At 68.8% G+C, this 13,362-nt stretch carries 9 protein-coding genes; 4 read left to right on the top strand and 5 right to left on the bottom strand.

Features of this window, described 5'->3' with window-relative positions; translation table 11 throughout:
* The first annotated feature begins 11 nt into the window (after window positions 1-11).
* The 3 genes from ACIRDX_RS00205 (at window position 12) to ACIRDX_RS00195 (ending at window position 4,683) form a co-directional block, all read left to right on the top strand.
* Window positions 12-1,619, top strand: a complete 1,608-nt coding sequence (locus ACIRDX_RS00205; protein ID WP_396623373.1) for a metallopeptidase TldD-related protein — start codon at window positions 12-14, stop codon at window positions 1,617-1,619.
* An 83-nt stretch (window positions 1,620-1,702) separates the two neighbouring features.
* Window positions 1,703-3,058, top strand: coding sequence for a TldD/PmbA family protein (locus tag ACIRDX_RS00200; RefSeq protein WP_396623372.1), 1,356 nt, complete (start codon window positions 1,703-1,705; stop codon window positions 3,056-3,058).
* Window positions 3,059-3,066: 8 nt separating this feature from the next.
* Complete coding sequence (locus ACIRDX_RS00195; RefSeq protein ID WP_396623371.1) at window positions 3,067-4,683, top strand: TldD/PmbA family protein; 1,617 nt, start codon at window positions 3,067-3,069, stop codon at window positions 4,681-4,683.
* Window positions 4,684-4,713: 30 nt separating this feature from the next.
* Here the strand turns inward: ACIRDX_RS00195 and ACIRDX_RS00190 are convergent, their stop codons facing one another.
* The 4 genes from ACIRDX_RS00190 to ACIRDX_RS00175 are packed head-to-tail and all read right to left on the bottom strand — an operon-like array spanning window position 4,714 to window position 9,684.
* A complete protein-coding gene (locus ACIRDX_RS00190; protein WP_396623370.1) occupies window positions 4,714-5,448 on the bottom strand; it encodes an ABC transporter ATP-binding protein in 735 nt (244 codons plus the stop codon).
* 42 nt (window positions 5,449-5,490) lie between these two features.
* Complete coding sequence (locus tag ACIRDX_RS00185) at window positions 5,491-6,747, bottom strand: HlyD family secretion protein (RefSeq protein WP_396623369.1); 1,257 nt, start codon at window positions 6,745-6,747, stop codon at window positions 5,491-5,493.
* Window positions 6,747-9,347 carry an ABC transporter permease gene (locus tag ACIRDX_RS00180; RefSeq protein WP_396623368.1) on the bottom strand — a complete coding sequence of 867 codons (2,601 nt, stop codon included), beginning with the start codon at window positions 9,345-9,347 and terminating at the stop codon, window positions 6,747-6,749. The genes ACIRDX_RS00185 and ACIRDX_RS00180 overlap by 1 nt, the downstream gene beginning before the upstream one ends.
* Window positions 9,348-9,351: 4 nt before the next feature.
* A complete protein-coding gene (locus tag ACIRDX_RS00175; RefSeq protein ID WP_396623367.1) occupies window positions 9,352-9,684 on the bottom strand; it encodes a PadR family transcriptional regulator in 333 nt (110 codons plus the stop codon).
* 102 nt (window positions 9,685-9,786) lie between these two features.
* On the opposite strand from ACIRDX_RS00175, the gene xerD reads away from it, so the two are divergent.
* A complete protein-coding gene (xerD, locus tag ACIRDX_RS00170; protein WP_396623366.1) occupies window positions 9,787-10,698 on the top strand; it encodes a site-specific tyrosine recombinase XerD in 912 nt (303 codons plus the stop codon).
* A gap of 171 nt (window positions 10,699-10,869) precedes the next feature.
* On the opposite strand, the gene ACIRDX_RS00165 is transcribed toward xerD, so the two are convergent.
* Entirely contained in the window at window positions 10,870-13,290 is a 2,421-nt protein-coding gene (locus ACIRDX_RS00165) for an LptF/LptG family permease (RefSeq protein WP_396623365.1), read from the bottom strand.
* Window positions 13,291-13,362 lie beyond the last annotated feature (72 nt).

The following is a 13,362-nucleotide window of genomic DNA, read 5'->3' as shown; positions in this document are numbered from 1 at the left end:
GAAACGACGACATGCCGCAGAATCGACGGGACTTCCTCAAGACAGCCAGCGCCGCCGGGGTGGCCCTGACGCTGTCCGACCTCTGGCTCGCTCCCGTGTCGGCCCAGTCGCCGCGGGCGCGCTCCGGGCCCTGGCGCACGTGGGGCGCCGACGCGCTCAGGCAGGCCAAGGGCCTCGGTTGCACCTACGCCGACATCCGGTTCGGCCGCAAGCGCTCCCAGGCCCTGAACGTGCGGAACGGACAGCTGACCAGCGCCGGGGGCTTCAGCTTCGGCGGCTTCGGCGCCGTGCCGGGCGGCGGCATCTCGGACACCTTCGGGTTCGGCGTCCGCGTCGTCCATTCGGGCGTGTGGGGGTTTGCGAGCAGCCCGCTCGTCACGCCTGAGGAGATCCGCCGCATCGTGCAGCAGGCCACCGACATCGCGAAGGCCAGCGCCATGGCCAAGCGCTTCGACGTGAAACTCGCGCCCGTGCCGGCCTACGACGAGTTCTACGAGACGCCGCACCAGCGCGACCCGTTCGAGGTGCCGCTCGAGGAGAAGCTGGCGATCCTCACCGACGCGACGAGCGAGATCCAGAAGAACAAGCAGGTGCTCTTCGCCACGGCGCAGGTGAGCTTCTCGCACGACTGGAAGTTCCTGGTCACCAGCGAAGGCTCCTTCATCGAACAGAGCCTGTACTACTGCTCGTGCGGGTGCTCGGCGACGGCGCGCAGCAAGGGCCAGGTGAAGACGCGCATCTACACGCCGGGCGCGTCGACGGCCGGCTACGAGTTCCTGGTGAAGGCCGACCTGAAGGGGAATGCCGAACGCGTCGCAGCCGAGGCCGTGGAGCACAGCCTGGCGGCGCCGGTGTCGGCGGGCCTGAAGGATCTCGTGCTCAAGCCGTCGCACCTCGCGCTGACGATCCACGAGATCATCGCGCACCCCACCGAACTGGATCGCATCGTCGGCTACGAGGCCAACTACGCGGGCACCAGCTTCGTGAAGCTGTCCGACCTGAAGAAGCTGAAGTACGGCAGTCCGCTGCTCAACGTGTACGCCGATCGCACGCACGTGGGCGCGTGCGGCACCGTCGGCTTCGACGACGATGGCGTGAAGTCGCAGCGGTGGCCCATCATCCAGGAGGGCATCCTGGTCGGCCTGCAGACCAACCGCGAGACCGCGCACTACATGGGTGAGACCGAGAGCCGCGGGTGCACGTTCGCCAACCACTGGCGCAACTACCCGTTCCTGCGCATGCCCAACATCCAGCTCGAGCCGGGCAAGCCCGGGTCGCCGACGCTCGACCAGATGATCGCCGACGTCAAGGACGGCGTACTCGTCGAGGGCTCGGGCAGCTTCAGCATCGACCAGCAGCGGTACAACGGGCAGTTCGGCGGCAACGCCTTCTGGGAGATCAAGAACGGCAAGGTGACGCGCATGGTCACCGACTTCACCTACAACGCCATCACCACCGACTTCTGGGCCAACCTCGATGCCGTGGGCCCGCCCGAGAGCTGGGAGCACCACGGCATGGACGGCGACGCGAAGGGGCAGCCCGTCCAGTCCAACTACCCGTCGCACGGCTCGTCGCCCTGCCTGATCCGCAAGGTCATGGTCGGCGCGGCATTCTCCTAGGTTCGTAGGCGCCGGACTTGTCCGGCGCGTGAGGCCACCGTCGGACAAGTCCGACGGCTACACACGGATTGTCCGAGGACTTCATGAGTTATTCACGCGAAGAAGTGAAGGCGATCACCGACAAGATCCTGAACATGGCCAAGGCCGACGCGGTCGAGGTCGACTTCCAGGGCGGCGAGCGCTCGGCCACGCGGTACGCCAACTCCAGCATCACGGCCAACCTGATCGAGCACGACCAGCAGGTCAACATCACCGTGTACTACGGGCAGAAGAGCGCCAGCACGGTGACGCACCAGTTCGACGACGCCTCGCTCAAGACGGCGATCGAGGAAGCGCAGGCCCTGGCCAGGCGCAAGCCCGACAACCCGGAGACGATGCCGCTGGTGAAGCCGCCGCAGAACTACGTGCCCGTCGAGGCCGTGATCGACCGCACGGCCAACTTCGGCCCGGCCGAGCGGGCCGCGATGGTCAAGAAGAGCCTCGACATCTGCGAGAAGAAGGGTGTGGTCGGCGCCGGCTACATCCCGAAGCTGCACTGGACGCAGGCCACGGCCAACAGCGAGGGCCTGTTCTCGTACTTCCGCTACGCCGAGGCCAGCCTGATCCTCACGTGCCGCACGCCGGATGGCACCGGGTCCGGGTGGGCAGGGCAGACCGGGCTCAAGGACGTGTCGCAGATCGACCCCGTCTCGATCACCGAGCGCGCCTCGGACAAGGCGCTGAAGTCGCAGAAGCCACGCGCCATCGAGCCCGGCGACTACACGGTGATCCTCGAGTCGCGGCCGGCGGCCCGCTTCCTCTCTCTGCTGCTGACGTCCATGGACGCGCGGTCGGCCGAGGAAGGCCGGAGCTTCATGAGCGGCAAGGAACGCGGCCAGACCAAGGTGGGCGAGAAGCTGTTCGGCGACAACGTCACCATCCGCTCGGTGATCAACCATCCCGTGCTGCGCCAGTCGCCGATCGGCGAGGACGGCCTCGCCGCGCAGGACGTCACCTGGATCGAGAAGGGTGTCGTCAAGAACCTCTACTACAGCCGCTACTGGGCGCAGAAGACCGGCAAGCAGCCCACGGCGACGCCGCCCGGGCTCAGCCTGGTGATGGACGGGGGCACGACGTCGGTCGAGGAGATGATCAAGACGACCAAGCGCGGCCTGCTCGTCTCGTTCTTCTGGTACATGCGACCGGTGGAACAGATGTCGATCCTCTACACCGGCATGACGCGCGACGGCCTGTTCCTCATCGAGAACGGCGAGATCACGGCCCCTGTGCAGAACTTCCGCTGGAACGAGACGCCGGTGGTCGGCCTGAACAACATCAGCGCGCTCGGGCCGCCCGAGCCGATGCACACCGGGGAGGCCTACGACCAGCCGGGCACGGCCATGATCCCGGCCATGCGCATCGAGGACTTCACGATGACGTCCGTCTCTCCCGCGGTCTGAGGCCAGCCATGTCCAGCAATCGTCGCGAGTTCCTCAAGACCGTGGGCGCCACCTCGATGGCGCTCGCCTCCAGCGACCTGGTCGCCGCGCTCGTCGCGCAGTCGCCCAAGGGCAAGGTGCTGGAGTCGAAGTTCAGGGGCCTGTCCGACATCGCGCTCGGCGAAGCCAAGCGCCTCGGGGCCACCTACTGCGATGTCCGCTTCACGCGCAACGTCAGCGACTCGGTCACCGTGCGTGATCGCATCGTGGGCGGCGGCGGGTTCGGCGGGGGCGGTGGTGGTGGCGGTGGGTTCGGCGGCGGGGGCGGCCGCAACGAGAGCGCCGGCTTCGGCGTGCGCGTGCTCCACAGCGGTGTGTGGGGCTTCGCCAGCAGCCCGTCGGTCACCGAGGAACAGGTGCGGGCCATCACCCGGCAGGCGGTGGACGTGGCGCGTGCCAGCGCCGTCGCCAAGCGCTTCGACGTGAAGCTCACGCCGACGCAGGGCTACCAGACCTACTGGGCCACGCCGATCACGGTGGATCCCGCGACGGTGAGCCTCGACGACCGGATCACCTTCCTGCTCGGCATCAACGAGCAGTTGATGAAGACCAAGGGCATCATCCGCACGCAGTCGTCGATCGCCCAGGACTACGAGTGGAAGTACTTCGCCTCGAGCGAGGGCTCCTACATCGAGCAGGAAACGTGGCGCATGGCGCCGAGCTACACGGCGACGGCGCGCGCGGGCGGGAAGGTGAAGACGCGCACCTACACCGTCCAGGCGCGGACGGGCGGCTACGAGGTGGTGACCGGCGGCGGCATGCTCGAGAACGCCGACCGCATCGCCGCCGAGGCGGTCGAGCACGCGATGGCGCCGTCGGTGACCGCCGGCCTGAAGGACATCGTGATGACGCCGTCGCACTCGATGCTGACGATCCACGAGATCATCGGCCACCCGACCGAGCTCGATCGCATCCTGGGCTACGAGGCCAATTACGCCGGCACGAGCTTCATCAAGGTGTCGGACGTCGGCAAGCTGAAGTACGGCAGCAAGCTCTTCAACGTCACGGCCGATCGGACCATGCCCGGCGCCCTCTGCACGGTGGGGTACGACGACGATGGCGTGAAGACGCAGTCGTGGCCGATCGTGCGCGACGGCGTCCTGGTGGGGCTGCAGACCAACCGCGAGACGGCCCACTTCATGGGCGAGAAGGAGAGCCGCGGCTGCACGTTCGCCACCTCCTGGCGCAACTATCCGTTCCTGCGCATGCCCAACGTGCACGTCGAGCCGGGCGACGACAAGGCCCCCAGCGCCGAGGAGATCATCGCGGACACGAAGGACGGCCTGCTCATCGACGGGCGCGGCAGCTACTCCATCGACCAGCAGCGCTACAACGGGCAGTTCGGCGGCGACGCGTTCTGGGAGATCAAGAACGGCAAGAAGACCCGCATGGTGGCCGACGTGACCTACAACGCGATCACGACGGACTTCTACGGCAACCTCGACGCCGTCTCCAACAAGGGCTCCTGGGAGATGCACGGCACGACCGGCGACGCCAAGGGCCAGCCGGTCCAGATCAATCACATCTCGCACGGCGCGCCCTACATGCGCGTCCGCAAGATCATGGTGGGCGCCGCCTACCTCTGACCGGCCTCAGCGGCGGGCGTGCCCGGGACGTCAGTCCCGGCGCGCGCCTGCGGCCGCTCCCCCCACGCCGGTCGTGGTACCCGCGTGGTCATCCGGCACCACCCGCCCGTCGAACAGGTGCACCGACCGCGTCGCGTGCGCGGCATACCGCGGGTCGTGGGTGACCATGCAGATCGTCGCGCCGTCGGCGTGCAGGTCACGCAGCAACTGCATCACGGCCTCGCCGTTGTGCGAGTCGAGGTTCCCGGTCGGCTCGTCGGCCAGCAGGATCGACGGCTGCGTCACCACCGCACGGGCCACGGCCACGCGCTGCTGCTGGCCTCCCGACAGTTGACCGGGCAGGTGGCGGGCGCGGTGTGCCATGCCGACGCGCTCGAGCGCCCGGGTGACCCGTGACGTGCGGTCCGCGCCCGACATCCCCATGTAGGTCAGTGGCAACTCGACGTTCTCGTAGACCGTCAGGTCGCCGATCAGGTTGAAGCTCTGGAAGATGAACCCGATCTCGCGGTTGCGGGTGCGCGCCCGCTCGGCCGCCGACAGGCTCTCCACGGGGCGGTTGTTCAGGAGGTAGCGGCCTTCGCTCGGCGTGTCGAGCAGGCCGAGGATCGACAGCAGCGTGGACTTGCCGCAGCCGGACGGCCCGGCAATGGCGACGTACTCGCCGAAGTCGATGGTCAGGTCGATGCCGTCGAGCGCGTGGGTTTCGACGTCCTCGCCAGCGAAGATCTTGCGGACACCGTCGAGTCGAATCAGAGGCTGGGACATGGGGTATCGGGAAAGGGGCCCGTGCGGCCCGTGTGAAAGGCGTTACCTGATCCGGATGCGGTCGACCTGGTCCCAGTCCGACATGTCGGAGAGCACGACGCGGTCGCCCTCGCGCAAGCCGTCGACGACCTGGATGTGACGGACCGAGCCCTTGCCGAGGCGCACCGTCTGGCGGTCGGCCATGCCCCCGGGCGAAGTCCGGAAGACGCTGATCGTGCCGCCCTCCGGCCCCTGCGAGGGGCGCGACATGTAGAGGACGTCGACGAGGCGCTCGATTTCGATGACGCCGTCCACCGACAGGTCGGGGCGGGCCCCACGCGGCATCTCGCCGACGATCGTGATGTCGACCAGCACGGTGCCTGACACGGCCGCCGGATCGACCCGCGAGACGCGTCCCTCCGTCACGCCGGCTCGCGTGTCGACACGCGCCACCTGGCCGACCTGAACGTCGCGCGCCTGCGTCTCCGGCACGCGCACCTGCGCCTTGAGCTGGGAGGGATCGGCGACGCGCGCCACGTTGGTGCCGGCCGTCACCTGGCTGCCGACCTCAACGGGCACCGCCTGCAGCACGCCCCGCATGCCGGCGCGCACGTGGAGGAGCCCGAGCTGCTCCTGTTTGAGGGCGAGCAGCGCCCGCATGCGCGAGACCTCCGCCTGCTGCTCGGCCAGTTGCGAGGGGCGCATGCGCTCGCCGACATCCAGGCGCTTGCGCTCGGCGGCGACCTGCGCCTGCAGGGACCGGGCACGCGCGGACGACCGGCGATGCTGGAGGTCAGACACCAGGCCGTCGACGCGGAGCGCGGCGTCCGCATCGGCGTCGGCCCGAGCCTCCTCGTACTCGGCCTCGGTGCGGGCCACGAGTGCCTCCTGCGCGAGCAGGGTGGTGGTGGCGTCGGCACCGGCTCGCGTGAGGCGGGCCTCGGCGGCAGCAAGCTGCAGCCCCGTGTCGATCACCTCCTGCTGCAATGCGGAGTTCTGCAGCTCGAGAATCACATCGTCGGACTCGACTGATGCTCCCGGGCGGAGCAGGATGCGCCCGACCCGCCCATCGGTGGCGGCCGGAATCCACGCCGTGTCCACGGGCACCAGGGAGCCGGTGCCGCGCACCTCCCGCACGAGTTCCCCACGCTGCACGGTGTCGAACCACAACGGACTGCCATCCACGGAGGGAGACGCCGGAGCAAGCCGCATCACGCCCAGCGTGCCGCCGATCACCAGGGCGCCGATCAGTGCCGGGACGCGCCAGCGCTGCCAACGGCGGCGGCGACGCTCTGCCGGAGAAAGGGTGACGTCGGGCATCACTCGTACCTCAGCCCGCCGAGGGCGCGGTCGGTGACGACCCGGCAGGCCGGCACGAGTGCGGCCACCGCTCCGGCGAGGAGCAGCACGAGGGCCGCCGTGACCCGCACGCCGATGTGTCCGCTGCGCACGCCGAACAGCTGCTGCTCGAGGATCCGCGCCGCCGGCACACTCGCCACCACGCCGATCAGCACGCCTGCCAGGGTCAGCCAGAGTCCCGGTCGGATGAGCCAGGCGCGCAGCGGCCACGTGCGCGCGCCGAGGGCCAACCGGATCCCGACCTCGCGTCGACGCGCGGACATCTCGCTGGCCAGCAGGCCGTACAAGCCCACCACGGCCAGCAGCGCGGCTGCCGCGGCGCAGGCCGTCATCACCTGGGTCAGGGCTCGGGCCTGATGACTCCCGCGGTCGATGGCTTCATCCAGGGGGCCCAGCGAGGCCAGCGGCTGATCGGGGATGGCCTGCTGCAGCGCGCCGCGGAGGCGCCGCATCGCATCGGGCGCCCCGTCAGTGCGGACCGCGACGTGCAGCAGCGGCCAGTAGGCGCGCGACCAGGGGCGGTAGACCTCGGGAACCGCCGACTCGTCCCGGAACGACTGGCGCACGTCGCCCACGACGCCGACCACCTCGGACCACTCCGGCGTGTTGCCCTTCCAACGGAGCCACACCCGCTTGCCGATGGGGTCGCTCGTCCCGAAGTGCTTCCGGGCAAACGTCGCCGAGACGACGATCTCGGCCCGCTGTGCCGCGGCCTCGCCATCGACGAACACGCGCCCCGCCAGCAGGGGGATCCCGATGGCGCTGAAGTACTCCGGTGTGGCCGATCGGATCGACACGTCGGCGCGTTCGGCCGCCACATCGGCTTCCCCGTAGATCTGCACACCGGCCGACTGGGTGCCGCCCTGCAGCGGGAACCGATCGACCACACCCGCGGCGACCACGCCGGGGGTGCCATCGACGGCGGCGAGGACGCGCTGGGCCAGCCGATCGATGTCGCCCTTGGGCTGCTCCCAATCCAGGTCGTACCGGATGGCGACGACGTTGGTCGCATCGAAGCCTCGCGGGCGCTGGAGCATCTCGCGCAGGCTGACGGAGAACAGCAGGGCGAGGACGAGCAGCACGGTGCTGCAGGCCACCTGAGTGCCGACCAGCGCTCGCCGGACCCGGCGACGGCTCGGCGAATCGGTGGCGGCATGGAGGGCGATGCCGGGCCGGACGGGGCGCGTCACCACATGCCACGCCGGCCACACCGCCAGTACCAGCGTCGTCGCCAGCAGCATGATGAGGCCCACGCCAAGGGTCCGTCGGCCCAGCGCCACCTGGCCCAGCGCCCCGACATCCTCGGCGAGCGTCCGCTGCAACCAGCCGAGGACCAGGCTGGCGATGTACCAGGCGACCGGCAGGGCGGCGACGGCGATGAGGGCAGCCTCGTGCAGCGAGAGGCGCGCCATCGCCCAGGGCCCGGCGCCGAGGGCGGCACGCACCGATGATTCGTGGTCGCGGGCCATCGCCCGCACGAACAGCAACCCGCCGACGTTCACGCAGACGACGAGGAAGACGGTCACGGCCGCGCCGAAGAGCAGCAGGAGCGGGGTCCTGATGTCGCGCGTCTCGTAGGCCTGCAAGCCAGTGAGGCGGACGTCGAGGTTGCGGTCGTGCTCGGGATAGGTTTCGCCGAAGCGACGTGCAACGGCCCGGGCTTCCTGCTCGGCGCTCTCGAGTGTGGCGCCCGGCGCCAGACGGCCGATCACCTGCAGCCAGTTGCCCCCTCGAGGAGCACGCTGATAGTCAGGCCCGGACGACGCGACCACGTCGATATCCGCCGGGTAGCCCACCGACTCGGGCAGGACGCCCACGACCTGATGGGAGGCCCCCCTGAGCGTGACCTGGCTCCCGACGACCGACGAAGCTCGCCCGAAGAGGCGCTGCCAGCCGCGGTCGGTGAGCAGGATGACCGCGGCGCCGTCGCGCTGTTCGTCGTCGGTCGGGACGCGCCCTCGAGCCGCCGTGAGCTGGAGCACGTCGACAAACGGGCCCACCGCGCGCAGCACCTGCACCAGCCTCGCGTCGGTGCCGCGGCCGAGCACCACCTGCTCGCCGTAGACGCCGATGACGCCCCGCACGCCACCGAGTTCCCGACGGTAGTCGGCGGTGCGCGCCGGGTTGCCGCCGACCTTCTGGCCGTTGAGGGTCTCGTCGAGCACGACCAGCCGGGTGGCACCGGGCAGGGGCAGGGGAGCGAGCAACAGGCGATCGACCACGGTGGCCGTCGCCAGGAGCACACCGGCTCCCAGGGCGAGTGTCAGGACGGCCGTCGAGAACAGGACCGGGCGGCGGCGAAGGCCCCGCCAGGTCTGCCGCATCTCGCGCCGCCACGTCGCGACCCACGGGAGCGTGTCCTGCGCCACCCCTTCTGCGACCAGGGCGCCGGAGAGGCCAAGTCGGCGCTGTGCTTCGCGGCGTGCGTCGGCAGGGGCCCAGCCGTTGGCCTCGAGTTCCGCGACCAGCTCGTCCCGATGGAACGTCATCTCGTCGGTGATCTCCTGCTCGATGGCGACCCGTCGCGTGCCCGAGTTGATGAACCTGCGCAGCCAGCCCATGCCCTTACTCCGCGAACCGGAGGACGTGCCGCACGCCCTGCAGGAGCTTCTGCCACTTGGCTTCTTCCTCGTCGAGCTGCTGCCGACCGGCTGGCGTGAGCGAGTAGACGCGTGCCTTGCGCTGGCTCTCGGTGACGCTCCACGACGACTTGACCCAGCCCTCCTGCTCGAGCCGCCTCAGGGCGGGGTAGAGGGAGCCCTCCTCGACCCGCAGCAGGGCATTGGAGGTGTTCTGGATGTGCTGGGCGATGGCGTACCCATGACGCGGCCCTGCGTCGAGGGTCTTGAGGATCAGCAGCGTGAGGGTGCCCTGGAGGGCGTCGGTACGGGGTGGCATGGGATACCTCGGATTCGATACATCGACATCGATGCCTCGAATTCTATGCCTAGAGACGAAGGGGTCACAAGGAAGGTTCCCGCGCGTCGTATGCTGGGCGTGGTGGACGGCGACCAGACACCTGTCAGTCACGCGCGAATCGACGCGTATCTCGACCATCTGCGCGTGGTGCGGCGACTCCAGCCACTCACGCTGGAGAGCTACAGCCGCGACCTCCGACAGTTGGCGAGGTTCTCCGCTGGCGCGGCGAAGTCCCCCGAGACGCTGACGCTTCAGGACCTCGAGGCCTTCGTGAGGGGCCTGATGGGGGAGGGGTACTCTCCGCGCTCTGTCGCGCGGATGGTGGCGGGGGTACGAGGGTTCTACAAGCACTTGCTGGTGTCGCGCGTGATCGGCGCGAACCCTGCCGAAGACCTGCGACCACCGCGCGCGTGGCGGGAACTGCCGAAGTACCTGTCCCTGGACGATGTGGAGGCCCTGTTGGCTGCGCCAGACACGGCCACGCCCCGGGGGGCGAGAGACCGCGTCATGCTGGACGTGCTCTATGCCACCGGGCTGCGCGTGACCGAACTGGTGTCGCTGAAGCCCACCGACTTGAACCTCGAGGTCGGCTTCCTGACGTGTCTCGGCAAGGGCGACAAGCAGCGGATCGTCCCGGTGGGAGACGTCGCCGTAGCCTCGCTACGGCGATACCTGCGCAGCGAGCGACCGCTGCTCCTGAAGGGACATGCCTCCCCGTGGCTGTTCCCGAACGGGCGGGGGAGTGCGCCGTTGACCCGCGTCGGCTTCTGGAAAGCGCTGAAGGCGTATGCGCTGCAGGCGGGCATCACCAGGGACGTCTCGCCGCACGTGCTGCGCCACTCCTTCGCGACCCATCTGCTGGACCGCGGGGCTGACCTGCGGGCCATCCAGATGATGCTTGGCCACGCCGCCCTCTCGACCACCCAGATCTACACGCACGTGCTCGAGGCGCGCCTGAAACGGCTGTACGACTCACACCATCCCAGGGCCTAAGCCAATCAGCCACAGCGACTTGGCGCGTTTGTCGGCCGGCCGACAACGGTCGTGTCTCATGCCTCATGAGTCATGCCTCATGAGTCATGCGGAAGGGCGAAGGAGTGAAGGCGTAAAGGGGTAAAGGGGCGAAGAGCCGCAGGCGCACGACCAGGCCAGGGGGACGCCTGGTCAGGTGCGCGCGGAGGCGACCAGGTAGGCGGCGACTGCCACGAACAGGACGTTCGGGGCCCACGCGGCGACCGCCGGCGCGAGGACGCCGGCGCTGCCCACGGCGGCGAACAGGCTCTGGGTGGTCCAGTAGAGGATGGCCAGCACGATCCCGATCCCGATGCCGAAGAGCGTGCCCTTCCGGCCGGTCGTGACACCGAAGGGGATGGCGATCAGCGTCATGATGACGGTGATGAACGGGAACGCCATCTTCCGGTGCATCGCCACCTGGAGCGGCACGGTGTTGTAGCCCGCCTTCTCGAGTTCCGCAATGTGGTCTCGCAACTGGCCGAGTTTGAGCCGCTCCGCCAGCACCGCCTCGGGTTCCTCGACACCGAAGTAGTCGGCCGTCTCGAGCGTCACCGTGCGGGTGGGGAAGACCTCGAAGTCGGTGACGACGTTCTTCTCCGCGAACGTCCGTGTCCAGCCGAGGTCCGACCGCCACGTCGTGCCATCCATGTTCGTCGAGACACGCGCGTAACTCCGCCCCGTCACGTTCCAGCCACGCGTGCCGAACGTGTAGACGGTCAGCTCCTCGAGCCGCGCCGCGCGGGGATCGAACCGGCCGTAGTGGTAGAGCTCTCCGTCACTCCCGGCCATCCATTGCCGCGACGCGAGGCCATAGCGACTGCGCGTCGGCGTTCCGCTCCTGATGGTGTCGCGCAGTTCCTCGGCGCGGCGGTTGGACGCCGCCAGGATGCTCTGCTCCATGCCGAAGAGCACGCCGCTCCACATCAGGCCGAACAGCAGCATCGGGACGGCCGCGCGATACAGCGACACGCCGCAGGCCTGCATGACCGTCAGCTCGCTCGTCCTGGTGAGCAACCCGACCGTCACCAGGGTGCCGACGAGAGCCGCCATCGCCGTGATGTAGTAGGTGTACTGCGGCGTCGAGTAGGCGAAGAAACTCAGCAGTGTCTGCCCGGTCGTCTTGCCCTTGAACAGGTACTCGCTGTAGTCCGTGAAGATGGCGATGTAGAACACCGCCAGCATGCCCAGGAACGTCACGCCGAACACGCGCAGGTAGATGCGGCTCAGGTAGCGATCCAGGATGTTGAAGGAGGGCAGGATCCCCTGGGGCACCTTGATGACGACCACGACCTGCCCCTTGCGGCTCGCCGGGGCGGGCTTCGGGTCAGTCGCCGTGGGGACCGACTGGGCCTCGGTGGCGGGCCCCGCGACGGACGCGTCGCCCGATGACATGGCGGGCACCGCGACGCGGCCGAGCACCCGCGCCAGCAACGCCGGCACCGGAATCCGGAGACTCGGCGCGAACTCGTAGCCGCGCGTCTTCATCACCAGGAGCACGAGTCCGGCACCGCCGAGCAGCACGTTCGGGAGCCACAGCGCCAACTCCGCCGGCACCTTCTGGCCCTTGGCCAGCGCCTCGCCCATGTACATGAGCACGTAATAGACGAGCACCACGGCGATGCCGATGACGAAGCCGGCGTTCTTGCCATCCTTCCGGTGGCTCACGCCGAGACCGAGGGCGATCAACCCGAACACCAGGCACGCCACGGGAATCGTGTACTTGCGCTGGATCGCCATGATCGGGTTGTGTGCCGACATGCCTTGTTCCCGCAGTTGCCGGGCCTTGGTCCGCAACTGTGGGATCGTCATCTCGTTGTCCCCCGGCGTGAGTCCCTGGCGGGGGAACACGGTCTCGGGGTCGAGCGAGACGGTGAGCGACTCGAATTCCTGGAGCTCGTACTGCGCCGGGGTGTCGACCTTCGACCGGTGCATGATCCCGTCTTCCAGAATCAGGTCCACGCGCCGAGTCGCAGGATCCAGGACGAAGTGCCCGCGATCGGCAGTGAGCAGCTGGGGTTCGCCCGGATTGCGCGTGTCGGACAGGAACACGCCCTTCCACCCGCGCGTGTTCGTCGGCACATCGCGGACGTACAGGACGAGGTTGGGAAACTCCTCGAAGAAGACGCGCGGGCGCACGTCGCTCTCCGCCTTCGCCTGGATGATGCGGAACGTGATGTCGCGGAACGTCTGGTTGGCCCGCGGCATGGCCTCGATCATCGTGTACGCCGTGGCGGCGGTCGCCAGGACGGCCATCAGCCCCACCGGGCGGAGGATGCGGTACAGGCTGACGCCGCAGGCCTGCATCGCCACGGCCTCGCGGTCGGCCGACAGGCGGCCGAGGGCCATCAGCAACCCCACCAGCAGGCTGATGGGAATCGTGAGGGCCAGCGACGAGGGGAGCAGCGTCAGCAGGATGCGGCCGATCGTCGGCAGGTTGACGCCCTTGGCGATCAGCTTCTCCGCGACGTCCATGATCGTGGGGATCTGGAGCAGGAACGTCAGGATGAGCAGCGTCAACCCGAACGGGGCGAGCGTCTCGCGGATGATGTAGCGATCGAGCGTGCGGAGCATGCAGGGGAGTCGAGTGGGCGTGAGCCGGGGTGCGCGTATACGCGCCCCGCTCATCTGACGATCATTCCAGAA

The organism is Luteitalea sp. (assembly GCF_044337415.1).
In the GTDB taxonomy this organism is placed as follows: Bacteria; Acidobacteriota; Vicinamibacteria; order Vicinamibacterales; family Vicinamibacteraceae; genus Luteitalea.
Note: the sequence above shows the minus strand (reverse complement) of the source record. Positions and strands in the feature narration are given on the sequence as shown.

What these genes read in the sequence shown, in the direction of transcription:
- ACIRDX_RS00205 (WP_396623373.1), top strand. Translation starts at nt 12, where the DNA reads ATGCCGCAGAATCGACGGGACTTCCTCAAGACAGCCAGCGCCGCCGGG.
- ACIRDX_RS00200 (WP_396623372.1), top strand. Translation starts at nt 1,703, where the DNA reads ATGAGTTATTCACGCGAAGAAGTGAAGGCGATCACCGACAAGATCCTG.
- ACIRDX_RS00195 (WP_396623371.1), top strand. Translation starts at nt 3,067, where the DNA reads ATGTCCAGCAATCGTCGCGAGTTCCTCAAGACCGTGGGCGCCACCTCG.
- ACIRDX_RS00190 (WP_396623370.1), bottom strand. Translation starts at nt 5,448, where the DNA reads ATGTCCCAGCCTCTGATTCGACTCGACGGTGTCCGCAAGATCTTCGCT.
- ACIRDX_RS00185 (WP_396623369.1), bottom strand. Translation starts at nt 6,747, where the DNA reads ATGCCCGACGTCACCCTTTCTCCGGCAGAGCGTCGCCGCCGCCGTTGG.
- ACIRDX_RS00180 (WP_396623368.1), bottom strand. Translation starts at nt 9,347, where the DNA reads ATGGGCTGGCTGCGCAGGTTCATCAACTCGGGCACGCGACGGGTCGCC.
- ACIRDX_RS00175 (WP_396623367.1), bottom strand. Translation starts at nt 9,684, where the DNA reads ATGCCACCCCGTACCGACGCCCTCCAGGGCACCCTCACGCTGCTGATC.
- ACIRDX_RS00165 (WP_396623365.1), bottom strand. Translation starts at nt 13,290, where the DNA reads ATGCTCCGCACGCTCGATCGCTACATCATCCGCGAGACGCTCGCCCCG.